8 protein-coding genes and 1 pseudogene are annotated in these 16,240 nt (G+C 56.6%); 8 read left to right on the top strand and 1 reads right to left on the bottom strand.

Annotated elements, in window-relative coordinates:
- Positions 1-183: 183 nt before the first annotated feature.
- The 6 genes and pseudogenes from C7459_RS23820 to C7459_RS09460 all read left to right on the top strand — a co-directional run.
- Positions 184-2,892 (top strand): annotated as a pseudogene (locus tag C7459_RS23820) (OmpL47-type beta-barrel domain-containing protein); the annotation flags it as partial.
- Positions 2,884-3,966 carry an OmpL47-type beta-barrel domain-containing protein gene (locus C7459_RS24150; RefSeq protein ID WP_425450722.1) on the top strand — a complete coding sequence of 361 codons (1,083 nt, stop codon included), beginning with the start codon at positions 2,884-2,886 and terminating at the stop codon, positions 3,964-3,966. The pseudogene C7459_RS23820 and the gene C7459_RS24150, both read left to right, overlap by 9 nt.
- A gap of 143 nt (positions 3,967-4,109) precedes the next feature.
- Positions 4,110-7,667: an S-layer homology domain-containing protein gene (locus C7459_RS09475; RefSeq protein WP_109688613.1), complete on the top strand. Its 3,558-nt coding sequence runs from the start codon at positions 4,110-4,112 to the stop codon at positions 7,665-7,667.
- A gap of 92 nt (positions 7,668-7,759) precedes the next feature.
- Positions 7,760-10,699: an OmpL47-type beta-barrel domain-containing protein gene (locus C7459_RS09470; protein ID WP_109688611.1), complete on the top strand. Its 2,940-nt coding sequence runs from the start codon at positions 7,760-7,762 to the stop codon at positions 10,697-10,699.
- 125 nt (positions 10,700-10,824) lie between these two features.
- Positions 10,825-12,327: a carboxypeptidase M32 gene (locus tag C7459_RS09465; protein ID WP_109688609.1), complete on the top strand. Its 1,503-nt coding sequence runs from the start codon at positions 10,825-10,827 to the stop codon at positions 12,325-12,327.
- Positions 12,328-12,480: 153 nt separating this feature from the next.
- Positions 12,481-12,681: a cold-shock protein gene (locus C7459_RS09460; protein WP_109688607.1), complete on the top strand. Its 201-nt coding sequence runs from the start codon at positions 12,481-12,483 to the stop codon at positions 12,679-12,681.
- 123 nt (positions 12,682-12,804) lie between these two features.
- Here C7459_RS09460 and C7459_RS09455 read toward each other — a convergent pair whose 3' ends face one another.
- Positions 12,805-13,884, bottom strand: a complete 1,080-nt coding sequence (locus C7459_RS09455) for an amidase domain-containing protein (RefSeq protein WP_170119388.1) — start codon at positions 13,882-13,884, stop codon at positions 12,805-12,807.
- Between the two features lie 201 nt (positions 13,885-14,085).
- On the opposite strand from C7459_RS09455, the gene C7459_RS09450 reads away from it, so the two are divergent.
- Positions 14,086-15,636, top strand: coding sequence for an MDR family MFS transporter (locus C7459_RS09450; RefSeq protein WP_109688603.1), 1,551 nt, complete (start codon positions 14,086-14,088; stop codon positions 15,634-15,636).
- Positions 15,633-16,181: a PadR family transcriptional regulator gene (locus C7459_RS09445; RefSeq protein WP_109688601.1), complete on the top strand. Its 549-nt coding sequence runs from the start codon at positions 15,633-15,635 to the stop codon at positions 16,179-16,181. The genes C7459_RS09450 and C7459_RS09445 overlap by 4 nt, the downstream gene beginning before the upstream one ends.
- The last annotated feature ends 59 nt before the right edge of the window (positions 16,182-16,240 follow it).

Genomic DNA, 16,240 nt, shown 5'->3' with positions numbered 1-16,240 from the left:
GTCTCTGTGGCGCGGTGTGATCGCGGGGGTGTTAGCTGCTTCAGTTGTAGCGATTTTATTAATGTAAGCTAGAGAGAAAAAAAGTAGTGACCATTACCTTGGTCACTACTTTTTTTAAGCAGATTTATGGTAGAATCATAGAGAATGAAAATAATTCCAGATGCTTTTGGGGGGTGCACTGTTATGTCAATGAAGAAACGAGCGTTTCACACACTGCTCGCAGTGACGTTGGCCATTCCGTTGCCGACCTTGTTCTTGGGGGGACAAGCGGCGTATGCGGAGGGACCGAGCGATCCAGCTCCGTTCATCAACGCGAAGGTAGTCAATGAGAATGCTGGCAAGAAAGTGCTGTTTGACAACACGCACGGACACACGGCTGGGCAAGCAGACTGGGTCATCGACGGCGGGTTCTCCGACTTCGGGAACGCGCTGGCGAACGCTGGCTTCTATGTCAAAGAACTGCGCAAGTCCACGCTGCTCACGCTGGCAGACCTGCAACAGTATGATGTGTTCGTTACGGCTGAAGCGCAATTCCCGTACAAGCCTTCCGAACAACAGGCGATGCTCGATTACGTCAAAGGTGGCGGATCGATCTTCTTTATCGCGGACCACTACAACGCCGACCGCAACAAAAACCGTTGGGATGGGTCCGAAGTCTACAATGGCTTCCGTCGCGGCGCGTGGAGCAATCCGGCCAAAGGCATGAGTGCCGAAGAAGCAGCATCCTCTGCGATGCAGGGCGTACAAAGCTCCGACTGGCTCGGCCAAAACTTCGGCGTGCGCTTCCGTTACAACGCGTTGGGGGATATCACCGCGAACAACATCGTGCCGCCAGACCAAGCGTTTGGCATCACACAAGGCGTGACGGGTGTTGCGATGCACGCAGGCAGCACGGTCGCCATCCTCGATCCGAAGAAAGCCAAAGGGATCGTCTACCTGCCGAAGACCACTGCGAAGTGGGCGAGCGCGGTTGACCAAGGCGTGTACAATGGAGGCGGCGTTGCAGAAGGCGCTTTCTCTGCGATCGCCAAAGTTGGCGCGGGCAAGGCAGCCTTCATCGGGGACTCCTCTCCGATCGAAGACGTGACGCCGAAGTACAAGAAGGAAGAAGACGGCAAGTCCAAGACGACGCACGACGGTTGGAAAGAAGTCGATGACGATACCTACGTCGTGAACCTCGTGAACTGGTTGGCGAAAAAAGAAAGCTACACCTCGCTTGATCAAGTGGCAGGTCTGCAACTCGACCAACCGACGCAACTTCTGGCGATTGAAACTCCGGAAACTTCCACCGAACCGCAAGCTGAACCGTGGGCTTCTCCGAGTGCAGGCTTCAAGTGGTGGGACCCGAAAACGTATAGCACGGGCTCTTACGGCGCAGGAACCGTCGTGGTAGATCCAGGTCCAGGTCCGGGTCCGGTTACTCCTCCGCCGGCTTCGACGTCCTACACGACCGTACACCAATCGGTGCTCCCGAACGCGCAGAACTTCCAAATCCGCGTCGTGGCAGACAATCTCACACCGAACTCGACGGTGGGCGGCTTCAACGCTGGGATCTACCTGAACGGTGGCACCCAAGTCGGCCTGTTCCAAAATGCCGACGGCACTTGGCCGACCGTCTATGGTTACAGCGCGTCGTTCTCGCTGACCGCTGACAGCCTCGGCCACGCGACCAAGGAACTGACGGTCAAAGTAAAACCGGGCTCGACCGGTGCTGCGAACTTGCGCATCCGTCAAAGCAGCACCAACTTGAAAACCGAAGCGATCACGCTCGGCAACGTTGCAGCAGAACCGCTGCCGAAGGACAAGCCGCCGGTTCCGGCGACGATCTCCGTCTCGGATGCACGCGCGAAGGCAGCGAACACGCTGGTCACTGTTGAAGGCGTTGTCACCACTGCACCGGGCACATTCGGCGGTCAAGGGTTCTACCTGCAAGATGCGACCGGCGGTGTGTACGTGTTCCAAAACACGGCTGGCTTCCAAGTAGGGGACAAAGTCGCCATCTCCGCGACCACGACGCTCTACAACACCGAACTGGAACTTGCGGACCCGGTCAGCATCGAGAAGACCGGCACGGCTGATGTTCCGACTCCGGTCGTGGTCTCGGCTCTGAACGACCAGAACCAAGGTCAACTGGTCTCCCTCAATGGCGTGACGATCAAAAACATCGTGGAAGCCGCACCGACGGGCTCCTTCGAATTCGATGCGGTGAACGCTGCTGGCTCGACCCACGTCCGCGTGGATGGTCGTACCGGGCTGACACAATCGGCATTCCCGTACAAAGAAGGTCAAGTCGTCACGATCAGCGGCGTCTCCGCGATCTTCAAAGGCGTCTACCAACTGAAACCGCGTGGCCTGTCTGACTTCTTGCTCGTGGACACCACCGCACCGGTGACCCAAGTGACGACAAGCGGCGTGCCGATGCAAAGCGGCTGGTACAACCAAGATGTAGTCGTGACCTTGAACGCAACCGATGACAGCGGAATCGATCACATCGAATACGCGCTGACCCCGGATTCGTGGGAAACGTACACCGGCCCGCTCACGTTCAGCACGGAAGGCAAGAATTTCTTCCAAGTACGCGCTGTGGATGTGAACGGCAACGTCGAAGCAGCGCAAAACCTCGTCGTCAACGTGGACAAAACCGCTCCGACCGCAGATGTGCAAGCGTCCCGTGCCAGCAATGATCTTGGCTGGTACAACGATGCGGTACTGATCGACCTGAACGCAGCGGACGGTCAATCGCAAGTTCTCAAAATGGAATACCGACTCAACGGCGGCGAATGGCAAGCGGCTGCTGGCGCTTCCCAATCGGTCAGCGTTGAGACCGAAGGAACCACCACCGTCGAAGTGCGCGCATACGACTTGGCAGAAAACGTCTCCGAAGTGAAGTCGGTCACCGTGCAACTCGACCGCACCGCTCCGTCGGTTACAGGCGCATCTGTCGGTGAGCACAAAAACGGCTGGTATGACCAAGACTTCAACTTCGCTGTAGCTGCAACCGATGAAAACTCGGGTGTTGCCCAGATCGAAGTGAAACTCAACGAAGGTGACTGGACGACCTACAACGGTTCGATCAGCATCACCCAAGAAGGTCTGAACACCGTGGAATACCGCGCCACCGACAAGGCTGGCAACGTATCTGTCGTGCAAACTAGCGAACTCCGTCTGGACAAAACCGCTCCGTCTACCGAAGCAAGCCTGCTGAACGGCGCGAATGAAACCAGTTGGAACCACCAGAACGTAACGTTTGCGATCAGCGCAACCGACACGAACTCTGGTTTGGCAAGCACAGAAGTGAAGATCGATGATGCAGACTGGGTGCTCTACACGGAGCCGGTCACGATCTCCGCGGAAGGTATTCACAAGATCCTGTACCGTGCGACCGACCTTGCAGGCAACATCGCGTCTGCGAAGTCGATCACTGTCCAGCTCGACAAAAACGCTCCGGCGATCAAATTGACCCAAGACGGCGGCGCAATTCATGACGTATTCGCTGACGGCAAGCTCTTGTTCAACCTGAGCGTTACCGATGCTGTCTCGGGCGTTTCGTCCCAAGCGCTGACCCTCGACGATCAAGCGATCACTTCCGGTGCGGCTATCGATGCATCCACGCTGACGCTCGGCGTGCACACCGTGAAAGCAACCGCAGTCGACAAAGCAGGCAATGTGAGCGAGGTTTCCTACACGTTCCTCATCGACACCAACCTGCTGACCGTACAAAACCTGATGGAGAACTTCGCGGCAACTGGCGAAGTGAAAAACAAAGGCATCCTGACTTCGCTCGAAGCGAAGCTGAACACCGCGCAGAAGTTCGTTGAAAAGGGCAAGCCGGATCAAGCGGCGAAGCACCTTCAAGACCTGAAAGCCACGCTGTCCAGCTACGCGAACAACGGCAACGTCTCGCAACACGCGGCGACCGTTCTGAACGCGAACCTCGAATACCTGTTGACCCACGTAATCAAGTAGGATGCGAAAAGGCCAAGCCCCGTCTGGGGCTTGGCCTTTTTTTAACAAATTTCGATGTTTCCCGACACGAAATGATGATACAATGGTTGGGCGACTCAATTATTTCAATATTCTTAAGTACATCTATGGGGGAACGAGCACAGATGAAGTTATTCAGAGGTAAAGCTTTAAAAGTTTTGTTGGCCCTGACGATGGCAACACCGGTAACGACCGTTTGGTTGGCACCAGTTGCACATGCTGAAGGACCGACCGATCCGGCACCGACCATCGCGGGCAAAGCGGGGGCACCGTTTGCTGGCAAGAAAGTGTTGTTCGACAACACGCATGCGCAGACTGCAGGGGCAGCGGATTGGGTCATCGACGGTGGCTTTTCAGATTTTGCCAACGCCGTTGCCAATCAAGGTTTTTTTGTAAAAGAACTTCGTAAAACCACTCCGATCACGTTGGCCGATCTGCAAGACTATGATGTTTTTATCACCGCCGAAGCGAACATTCCATACAAGACCAGTGAGCAACAGGCGATGGCTGACTACGTCAACGCAGGGGGTGCGATCTTCTTTATCGGGGACCACTACCAAGCTGACCGCAACCTGAACCGTTGGGATAGTGCAGAGGTGTTCAACGGATTCCGTCGCGGTGCATTTGGCAACCCGACGTTGGGGATGTCGGCGGCTGAAATCGCGTCGGATCAGATGCAGGACGTCACCAGTTCCGACTGGCTGGGCCAAACGTTTGGCGTGCGCTTCCGCAGCAACGCGCTGGGGGATATGAACTGCACGAACATCGTAGCGCCTGATCAAGCGTTTGGGATCACGACGGGTGTCTCGGCGTTTGCCCTGCACGCAGGTGCGACGCTCGCGATCATGGACCCGCAAAAAGCCAAAGGGATCGTCTATGTGCCAGAGAACCCGCCGAAGTGGGCAAATGCCTATGACCAGGGCGTCTACAACGGCGGTGGTGTCGCGGAAGGCCCGTTTGTTGCCGTATCGAAACTGGGAGCGGGCAAGGCCGCTTTTGTCGGGGACTCCTCGCCGGTAGAAGATGCAACTCCGAAGTACCTTCGTGAGGACGGAGGCGCCAAGAAACAAACGTTTGACGGCTTCAAGGAAGTCAACGACGGCGTGTTGTTGACGAACATCGTGAATTGGTTGTCTTCCAAGGAAGCGGACAAAACCTCGTTGAGCGACTATGCCGGTTTGCAACTGGACCAACCGACGCAACTGTTGGCTATGGAGACCCCGGAGACCTCGGTCGAACCGCAAGTGGAGCCGTGGGCGCAACCGATTGCTGGTTACAAGTGGTATGATCGCACGACCTTCTCCAACGGATCGTATGGTTCGGCGGTCAACCCGCCGGCACCTCCGCTATACACGCCAAGTTATGTGATGAACTACGCGGCGACGATCCCGTCCAGTTCGACAGCCAATCTTGAGAAGATCGTTCCGGTGCGCGTACAGCTCAACGGGGCCGACCCGGCGACGACGATCACGACGGCCAATGTTGGCGTCTACATGAGCGGTGGGGCCAACAACGGGAAACAAGCGGCTCAGGTGAGTCTCGATGGCGTGACGTTCCCGACGACATTTGGCTATAGCGCCAACTTCACCCTGCAGCCGAATGCAGATGGACATGCGTACAAAGACGTATATCTCAAGATGTCCAATCTCTATAGCGGTGCTGCAAAATTGCGTTTCCGCATCGGGTCGACGGCGACCACGACCGTTGATATCACGCTGGACCCGAACGCTCCCGTGCCGACGCTGAACAGCGACATCGGGGTCGCGCGCAACCAAGCGCTGGCTTCGACCGTCACTGTAGAAGGCGTTGTCACCTCGAAACCGGGGATGCTCGGCGGCGGAGGTTTCTACATGCAAGACGGGACAGGCGGCCTGTATGTCTACCAAGGTACTGACCCGAACGTGCAGGTGGGCGACCGCATTTCTGTGACCGCAGACCTGGCAAAATTCAACGAAGAGCTCGAATTGAAGAACCTGAACATCACGAAAAAAGCTTCTGGTGAAACGGTCACCCCGCAAGTGGTAACCGCACTGGCTGCGAACAACCAAGGTCAAGTAGTCAAGTTGGAGAATGTCAAGTTGAAGAACTTGGTGGTGGGCACGACCAACGCAACCACCAACTTGCCGGGCAAGTATGAGTTCGATCTCGTGAGCGAGGATGGCTTGACCACCACGCATGCGAAGATCGACAACCGTCAAGGCCAAGTGCCTGCGTTCACGTACCAAGAAAACGACATCGTCCGTGTGACGGGGCTTTCGTCGACCGACAAGACCATGCTACTGCGCCCGCGCGACCTGACTGACATGGAACTTGTACCCGTCGTGGACCCGACCCCGGTACCAGACCCGACCCCGGTTCCAGATCCGACCCCGGTCCCAGATCCGACCCCGGTTCCAGACCCGACCCCGGTTCCAGATCCGACCCCAGTACCAGACCCGACCCCGGTACCAGATCCGACCCCGGTTCCTTCTACTCCGGCACCGGAAGTGAAGATCGTAACCGTTGAGAAAAATGGCAACAGCGCCAAGGCTTCCGTCAACCAACAGAAGTTTGAGCAAGTCATCAACTCCTCGCTCCAAACCGGCAAACAAGTCATCCTCGACGTAACCGGCCAAGGCGACAACGTAGCGACCGAAATGAACGCGGCTGCATTCAAGACGATGACAGACAAGCAGTCCGACTCTGTGCTGCAACTGCAAACCGACGCAGCTTCGCTCTCCCTGCAAGCTGGCCTTGTCAAAAAAGAGATCGAGAAACTCGGCCTCAACCTTGACACGTCCAAAATCTCTGTCTCGATCAACAAGCTCGACAACACCCTCACCCAAGCGGTGAGCCTCAACAACCTGATCAACCCGGTCTCGATCCACGTCGAAGTCACCAGCAGCACCGGCCAGACCTTCACGATCGACCAAGGCGTCAAACCGACTGTGACCCTGCCGTCCACCGCTTCCAACGTGGCATCGAAGCACCTCGCAGGCGTCATGATCGACCCGCAAACCAAGGAAGTGTTCCCGGTTCCGACCCTCTTCAACACGACAGGTGGTTTTACCCAAGCGACCTTCCAAACGCAACACAACAACCTCGTGTTCACCGTCGTCCAAAACGACAAATCGTTCACCGACGTTGCGGCAGACTCCTATGGCAAGGACGCGATCAACACGCTCGCGAACAAGCTGGTCATCTCCGGCGTCACCGATTCGACCTTCAACCCGACTGCGCAGATCAACCGTGGCGACTTCGCGGTCCTGCTCGTGCGTGCCCTCGGCGTCACCCCGGACAAATCGGCAGCACCGACCTTCACGGATGTGAGCGCATCTGCGTACTTCGCAGCGAACGTCGAAGCAGCGCGTCAACTCGGCTTGATCTCCGGCTACGAAGACGGATCGTTCCGTCCGACCCAAGAGATCTCCCGCGAGGAGATGGCCGTGATGATCTACCGCGCCATGCAACTCGCTGGCTCTGCGAAGACCTTGACCGCTGCGGAGAAGCAACAACAGCTCGCCAACTTCCATGACCGAGGGAACATCTCCGATTGGGCTCAGGACGCAGCAGCCTTCGCGTTCTCCCAAGGGATCATCCTCGGCACGGACGCAGGTCAGTTCTCCCCGGATACCCAAGCAGACCGTGAACAGAGCGCGACGATCCTGTTCCGTGCACTGAAATCCATGAACTACCTCAATTAGTGAAAAAGCCCCTCCTCGCCTGTCGAGGAGGGGTTTTTTTGTCGTTGGTAGATACTATCCACATCCTAATCCATCTGGAGGTGCATGTGAGAGTGAAGTTTCTACAGCGTGCCACGTCCCTGCTCCTCGCCTTGACATTGACCGTGCCTTTCCTCCCGACCACGGTTACCCATGCCGAGGGCCCGAACGATCCGGCACCATTCCTCAATCCGAAAGTGACCAATGAGAACAATGGCAAAAAAGTTCTGTTCGACAACACACACGCCCAAACTGCGGGGGCTGCCGACTGGGTCATCGACGGTGGCTTTTCTGACTTTGCCAACGGGCTCGCGGGCGCAGGCTTCTATGTGAAGGAACTGCGCAAGACCACCCCGATCACGCTCGCCGACCTCCAACCCTATGATGTGTTCGTGATCGGCGAAGCGAACGTTCCGTACAAAACCAGCGAGCAACAAGCGATGCTCCAGTACGTGCAAGGGGGCGGCTCGATCTTTTTCATCGCGGACCACTACAACGCCGACCGCAACAAAAACCGCTGGGATGCCTCCGAGGTGATGAACGGGTATCGGCGCGGTGCGTGGGATGATCCGGCGAAAGGGATGACCCCTGAGGAACGCAACTCTCCAGCGATGCAAGACGTTGCCAGCTCCGACTGGCTAGCCCAGAACTTCGGCGTGCGATTCCGTTATAACGCGCTCGCTGACATCAACGTGGCGAACATCGTACCGCCAGAGCAATCGTTTGGCATCACACAAGGTGTCTCCTCGATCGCGATGCATGCAGGCGGCACCGTCGCGATCCTCGATCCGAAAAAAGCCAAAGGCCTCGCGTACCTGCCACAAACCAATGAGCGCTGGGCCAACGCGGTCGACCAAGGCGTCTACAACGGGGGAGGCGTCGCGGAGGGACCATTTGCTGCGATCTCGAAAGTCGGAGGCGGCAAGGCCGCTTTTCTCGGGGACTCCTCTCCGGTGGAAGATGCAACACCGAAGTACCTTCGCGAAGAAACAGGCAAGCCGAAAACCACCTATGACGGTTTCAAGGAAGTCAACGATGCGACCTTCCTGATCAACACCGTGAATTGGCTGGCGAAAAAGGAAGCCTATACCAGTCTCGACCAAGTTTCCGGCCTCCAGCTCGACCAGCCGACACAACTGTTGCCGATCGAGACTCCGCAGGCGACTACAGAGCCTCAAGCGGAGCCGTGGGATGTGCCGGCAGCTGGGTACAAGTGGTATGACCCCTCGACATTCAAAGCGGGCTCCTATGGTTCCACCCAATCCGCACCGGTCAACCCGACCTACGCAACGGTCAAACAAGCGACGCTGCCCAACAGCGGGCAAGAATTCCAAATCCGCGTCGTAGCTGACAACTTAGCGCCGAACACCACGGTCAGCAACTATAACGCAGGGATCTACCTGACCGGCGGCACGCAGGTCGGTCTGATTCGGAATGAAGACGGCACGTATCCGGCAAACTATGGCTACAGCGCACCGTTTACCCTGACAGCAGATGCTCGCGGCCATGCTTACCGCGATCTGACGGTCAAGATCAAACCAGGTGCCACCGGGGCAGCGAGTTTGCGCGTGCGGCTCGGCTCGACCGCGTTAAAAACCGAAACGGTCGCGCTCGGCGACGTTCCGGCGGAACCGTTGCCTCGGGACCGCCCGGCAATCCCGGAGAAAACCACGATCGCCGATGCTCGCACACGCGCTGCGAACACGCTCGTCACCGTGGAAGGGGTCGTCACCACCCAACCGGGCATCTATGGCAACCAAGCGTTCTACCTGCAGGATGAAACGGGCGGCCTCTACGTGTTCCAGAACACGACCGGTGTCAGCGTCGGCGATTGGGTTCAGATCGCGGGCACGTTAGCGCTCTACAATGGCGAGTTGGAACTGACCGACCCGATCTATATGGAGAAAACAGGTACTGCCAACCTGCCGGAAAAAGCGGTCGTGACCGCACTGACCAATCAAAACCAAGGCCAGCTCGTCACGCTGCAAAACGTCACGATCCGCAACATCGCAGCGGCTGCTCCGACCGGTTCGTTTGAGTTTGACGCCGTGGACACAGCGGGCACGACGACGCGTGTTCGCATCGATGCTCGCACCGGACTGACACAGGCGGCCTTCCCGCATCGCGAGGGACAACGGGTGAACATCTCCGGGATCTCGTCGACTTTCAAGACGGTCTTCCAATTGCGCGTGCGCAGTGCGGATGACTTCGTCGCACTGGATATGACACCGCCGGTCACGTCGTTTGCGCTCACGGGCACGCCCAACGCCGATGGCTGGTTCAAGGAGGATGTCAACGTCACCCTGACCGCTACCGACGAGGAAAGCGGCGTGGCGCACACCGAGTACCAACTGACGCCAGGTGTCTTCACCCCGTACACGGGGCCGATCACCCTCAGTGCTGACGGGTCGACGACGATCTCGTACCGTTCGATCGACAACCAAGGCAATGTCGAGGACACCAAGTCGATCACCGTCAAAATTGACAAAACGCCACCGACGCTCACCCTCGAACAAAGCGGCGGTCCCGCGGTGCACAACATCATGATCGACGGATCGTTGGAGTTCCGTTTGAAAGCCACAGACACCGTCTCTGGGGTGAACGCACAGAACCTGATCCTCGATGACAACAAGATCACATCGGGCGCGGAGATCAATGCACTGCCCCTCGGGTTGGGCGTACACCGCATCCGAGCGTTCGTCTCCGACTACGCTGGCAACAGCGTCGAGCAGAACTACACGTTCCTGATCGAGACCAGCATCCCGACGATCAAAAACCTCGTGGCGCGACTCTCCGACGAGAAGGAGATCAAGAACCAAGGCATCCACACGTCGATCGATGCCAAGCTCGACACCATTCAAAAGTTCCTCACCAGCGGGGATCGCACCCAAGCGGACAAACACATGAAGCAATTGCAAGACTCGCTCAACAAGGAAGCAACCACCGGCAACAACATCAGCCGCAATGCAGCAGCTGTTCTCAACGCGAACATCGACTACCTGCTCAGCCACTAAGCTCCCCAAAAAGCGATCGTGCCCGCTGTGGGCACGGTCGCTTTTTGACAATTGCGTCAGGGAACGGTACATTGGAATTGAAACCTGTAACCTAAAATTTGAAAACCTACATATGGAGGCCATACATGACTGCGACTATTGAAAATTTCAAGACCTACGTGAAGCGTATGAAGCAACTGGAGGAAGCGATCTCCGTCCTGATCTGGGACCTGCGCACCGGCGCCCCGAAAAAAGGGGTGGAGCAGCGCTCGGAAGTCATCGGCATGCTCTCGGGCGATGTGTTCAAGATGAGCGTTTCGCAAGAGATGGGGGAATACCTCGCAGAATTGACGCAGCCGGATGTGCTCGAGACCCTCGACGACGTCACGCGTGCCTCCGTTTTGGAACGCAAAAAGGAATACGACCGCAGCAATAAGATCCCACCGCAACAATACCAAGACTACGTCATCCTCACCTCCAAAGCCGAATACGCGTGGCAAGAAGCGAAGGCGAACAACGACTTCGAATCGTTCCGCCCGCACTTGGAGCAGATCGTCGGCACCCTGGGCGAGTTCATTGAGATCTGGGGATATGGTGAGAACAAATACGACACGTTGCTCGACCAATTCGAACCGGGCATGACGGTGGCGAAGATCGACGCGATCTTCAAGCCGCTGCGCGAGCGCACCGTGGCACTGGTCAAAGCGATCGGGGAGCGGGAGCAAGTCCGCCGCGACTTCCTCAAGCAGAACTTCCCGAAACAGAGCCAGCGCGAGTTCTGCGACTTCATCCTCAGCCAGCTCGGCTATGACTTTGAAGCGGGCCGACTTGATGAAAGCGCACATCCGTTTGCCGTCTCGCTGAACATCGGCGATGTGCGCGTCACCACGCGCTTCCGTGCGGATGATATGCAATCCTCGCTGTTCGGCACGATCCACGAATGCGGCCACGCGATGTACGAGCAGAACATCTCCACCAACTTGCTCGGCACGTTCCTCGCCACCGGCGCTTCGATGGGCATCCATGAATCGCAATCCCGTTTCTGGGAGAACATGGTCGGCCGGAGCCGCGAATTCTGGAACCGCTACTACGCGGACCTCACCGCGCGTTTCCCAGAGCAGTTCGCAGGTGTGAGCGTCGAGGAATTCTACGACGCGGTCAACCTCGTCGAACCGTCGCTGATCCGCGTCGATGCGGATGAACTGACCTACAATTTGCACATCATGATCCGCTATGAGATTGAGAAAGACCTCATCAATGGCGTGATCACGGTCGCTGACCTACCGCGCATCTGGAATGAAAAGATGGAGGAGTACCTCGGCATCGTGCCTGAGAACAACGGCACTGGCGTTCTGCAGGACATCCACTGGGCCGGCGGTGCGTTTGGGTACTTCCCTTCGTATACGCTGGGCAACATCTACGCGGCACAATTCGAAGCGGCGCTGCGTCGCGAGATCCCGGATTACCAAGCGCGCGTAGCAGCCGGCGACCTGACGGAGATCAAGTCGTGGCTGACAGACAAAGTCTACCGCCACGGCAAATCGCTGGAGCCGGCGGAGATCGTTCAAGCCGCAACTGGCGAGGAAATCAATGCCGAATATCTCATCAACTACCTCGAATCGAAGTTCCGTAAAATTTACAATATTTAGGTATTCCATTGACAATTTGGGTAAGTGCTGGTAACATGAGAAATGTCTAGTAGACAGCCATTTGCCCTTCTTGATTCAACGGAATGCTTGAAACAGATTGCGAACAAGTGGTAACAACGCGTTCACGCAGAGCGCGCAGGAGGTTTTTTGAACATGCAACAAGGTACAGTAAAATGGTTCAACGCTGAAAAAGGTTATGGTTTCATCTCCGTTGATGGCGGCGAAGACGTATTCGTCCATTACTCCGCGATCCAAGGCGACGGTTTCAAAACCCTCGAAGAAGGCCAACGCGTCAACTTCGATACCATTACCGGCCCGCGTGGCGCTCAAGCTGCTAACGTAACCAAAGCCTAACTACTACTTATCGTATAGAAGACCCTCGGATATCCGAGGGTCTTTTTTTGCTGGCACGATCTGGCGCGATGCGGATGTAGAAAAGGGACGCCTCCCGAAGCGGGGGCGTCCCTTTTTGACCTCTTACGGCCACGTGTACAGGTGCGTGAAGCTCATGCCTTGGCTCGAGCTGTAGTTGTAAGGAACATGATAGCGGTCGTTGTTGTGGGAGTCGATCAGCGCGTTCGCGCCCGCTTGGACGACGATCGTCACGTGGTCATACGTACCGTTCCAATCCCAGTCGTAGTTGACGATGTCGCCGACCATCAGTTGGCTGTAGTCGGAGTAGGTGATACCGCGCGAAGTGTTGCGAGCCCAATCGCGCAGGCCTTGGTTGTTGACCCATGCATAGGTCCATGCATCGTCTGCGGTGGAGCCGCCTGCGTTGCGGTAGTACCAAGAGCCGTCATCCGGTTGGCCGCCTGCACGCAGGGACTGGGAGACGAAGTTCGCGCAGTCGCCGCCGACCGGGTTGAAGTTTTTGTAGCTGCCGTTGTAGGAAGACCAGTAGGCATCCGCATAGTTTGCCGCCGCTTGGTGGTTGTACGTCCACGTGTAGAGCGTTTGCGGTTGGGTGCCCGGGGTCAGCGCTTGCGGCTCATAGCTGTCGAGCGTGCTGGACTTCGGGGCGACGAAGTCCGGAGACTTGGTCAGACCGGGACCTTCATCGTAGGAGTCGGACGTGATCAACCACTTGCCGCCAACGTTAGCCAGCGCGACATCATGCCAAGTGCCAAACTTCGAGGTGATCTCGCCGTTCGGGCCTTTGGCGACGATCGTTTCGGTGTATGCATCCTGTGTCGGGATCCAGACGATCTCCATCTCGTCGTAAGCCTTGACGGTTGCCGAATTGCCCGTGACATCGGTGGAGGCAACTTTCGGCGTCGAGGTGATCGAGATGATCTTGCCCGGCCAGGTATCTTGGAGTTGTTTGCGGAGCTTTTGGACGCGTTGTTGCTCATGTGCTTTCAGTTTGGAAGCGGACGCGAGGTAGTGTGCGTCGAGTGCAACCGAGTTGCCGTCTTGCAGAGCGGCGGAACGATCAGCCAGCGTTGCTTTGACCAGATCAGCCGGCGTGGTGACAGCAGCGGATGCGGAACCCGCAGTGCCAGCAGATGCGAGAACAGCGCCTGCGACCAGTGCGGTCAAGAAACCTTTTTTCATGATACAACCTCCCATTTCTATTGTGCGGAAAATTGAGAATGATTTGTAATGCATACCTATTTTAATTTATAAAACGTATTCTTGTCAATATAGCGTTTTTAGTTAATCTCTTACTTTTGGCATATGAACTTGGTTGTTGATTGTAGTACGATATACCTGTAGTGTTACTCAAATTTGAATATTAGGATTGGAGGCTTCAACATGAGTCAACCGCAAGTTTCCAACAGACCTTTGATCATCACCGCGATGTTGCTGGGGATGTTGATGGCATCGCTGGACAACACGATCGTGTCTACTGCCATGCCGACCGTCGTTTCTGAACTTGGGGGGCTGGACATCTTCTCCTGGGTGTTCTCTGCGTACCTGCTGACTTCCACCACGTTTATCCCGATCTTCGGCAAGCTCGCTGACCTCTACGGCAAGAAACAGTTTTATGTGTTGGGTCTCGTGGTGTTCGTGCTCGGTTCGTATCTCTCCGGGACGTCCGAAACGATGTCACAACTGATCGCGTTCCGCGCCATCCAAGGCTTCGGTGCGGCTGCGATGTTCCCGATCACCTACGCGATGATCATCGAGATCTTCCCGATTGAACAGCGCGGCAAGATGCAAGGTCTGTTCTCCGCGATCTTTGGCCTCGCCTCCGCGATCGGCCCGACGATCGGCGGCTACTTCACCGAATACTTCTCCTGGCATTGGATCTTCTACGTCAACGTCCCGATCGGCGTAGTCGCGATCCTGCTCATCCTCGTCTACTACAAAAACCTCACCGTTCGCGACAAATCCAAAAAGATCGTCATCGACTACACAGGTTCGATTACTCTGACCCTGTCGATTCTCGCCCTGATGTACGGCCTGGCTTCGGCTGGCAAGCAATACGAATGGGGCTCTTGGCAGATCATCTCGCTGTTGGGTGCATCGCTTGTGTTGCTGATCGCGTTCTTCTTCATCGAACGTCGCGCGGTCGATCCGATCATCCCGCTGCAACTCTTCAAAAACAACGGCGTCGTCTCTTCGAACGCTTCGGCCTTCCTGATGGGCGCCATCCTGCTCGGCGGTGCTTCCTACATTCCGCTGTTCATCCAAGGCGTCATCGGCGGTTCTGCAACCAAAGCAGGTGACTTGGTGACACCGATGATGATCGGTTTGGTCGTCGGATCGGGCGCGGCAGGCGCGATGATGCAACGCATGCCGTATCGTCCGATCCAAGTTGTCTCCTCGCTGATCATGGCGGGCGGTGCGTTCATGTTGTCTCGACTAAACTTGGACTCCACCAACCTGTACGTCGTGATCTCGATGGTCGTGCTCGGCATCGGTCTCGGCCCGCTGTTCCCGATTCCGATTGCGATGATGCAAGGGACGGTCACCCAAGCGCAAGTCAGCATCGCGTCCTCGCTGATCTCCTTCCAGCGCAACATCGGTATGGCGATCGGGATCTCGCTGCTCAGCTTGATCGTCAACAACAAGATGGCAAACGCGGTCACCGATGCCTTCCAAGGCACGACCATCCCGGCGGACAAGCTGGAACATCTCAAGGACCCGCGTGCGCTGTTCTCTGAACAAGCGCGAGCGATGATTCCGCAGGATGTCTTCCATCAATTGCAGATTGCGCTCAGTGACTCGATCTCGATCGTGTTCCTCGTGATCATGGGTCTCTGCTTGGCTTGCGCAGTATTCGGAATTGTCGCTGGTGACCGAGCTGAGCAAAACTACACCGCCCGCAAAGCCAAACAGCAAGCAAAACAATCGATGTGAGAGAGGGACGAAATCAGGTAGCGCTGCTGATCCTCGGACTGCTCTATTCAGAAGACCTGCATCCCTATGAAGTGATGCAGGTGCTCAAGGAGCGGTCGTGGGAACAGATGGTCAAACTGAACATCGGCACCGTCTACTACAACTTCGAGATGCTCCACAAGCGCGGGGACATCACGGTCAAGGAAGTGGTGCACGACAGTCGTCGTCCTGACAAGACCGTCTACCAGATCACCGATCAAGGACGGGAGCGGTTCCAAGAGTTGCTCAAAAAGCAATTCGAGGCCGAAACGCCGCAGTACCACCCCTTGTACCCCGCGTTGATGTTTGCCCGCTTTGCCGATGCGCCGATGATTCGCAAAGCCTTGCACAAGCGCCGCAAGCAGATCGCCAAACAGTTGGATCACCTGAACCAATGCTTGGCGCAGCAGGACGAGCCCACGCATTGGAGCACCCGCCACCTGTTGAAAAACGGCTGGCTCCATCACCAGACGGAGCTGGAGTGGTTGGATACGTTTTTGCAGGAGCTCAACGAGAAAGGCATCTGATCGGATCTGATCGGCATACAAAAAAGGAAGCCCTCCGCCGAGGGCTTCCTTTTTTTCTA

This window comes from Tumebacillus permanentifrigoris (assembly GCF_003148565.1).
Taxonomy (GTDB): Bacteria; Bacillota; Bacilli; order Tumebacillales; family Tumebacillaceae; genus Tumebacillus; species Tumebacillus permanentifrigoris.
This window is presented reverse-complemented; position numbering and strand designations above follow the sequence as displayed.

Bases quoted from the DNA above. Each gene is read 5' to 3' on its own strand.
- C7459_RS09475 (WP_109688613.1), top strand. From the start codon at position 4,110: ATGAAGTTATTCAGAGGTAAAGCTTTAAAAGTTTTGTTGGCCCTGACG.
- C7459_RS09465 (WP_109688609.1), top strand. From the start codon at position 10,825: ATGACTGCGACTATTGAAAATTTCAAGACCTACGTGAAGCGTATGAAG.
- C7459_RS09460 (WP_109688607.1), top strand. From the start codon at position 12,481: ATGCAACAAGGTACAGTAAAATGGTTCAACGCTGAAAAAGGTTATGGT.
- C7459_RS09455 (WP_170119388.1), bottom strand. From the start codon at position 13,884: ATGAAAAAAGGTTTCTTGACCGCACTGGTCGCAGGCGCTGTTCTCGCA.
- C7459_RS09450 (WP_109688603.1), top strand. From the start codon at position 14,086: ATGAGTCAACCGCAAGTTTCCAACAGACCTTTGATCATCACCGCGATG.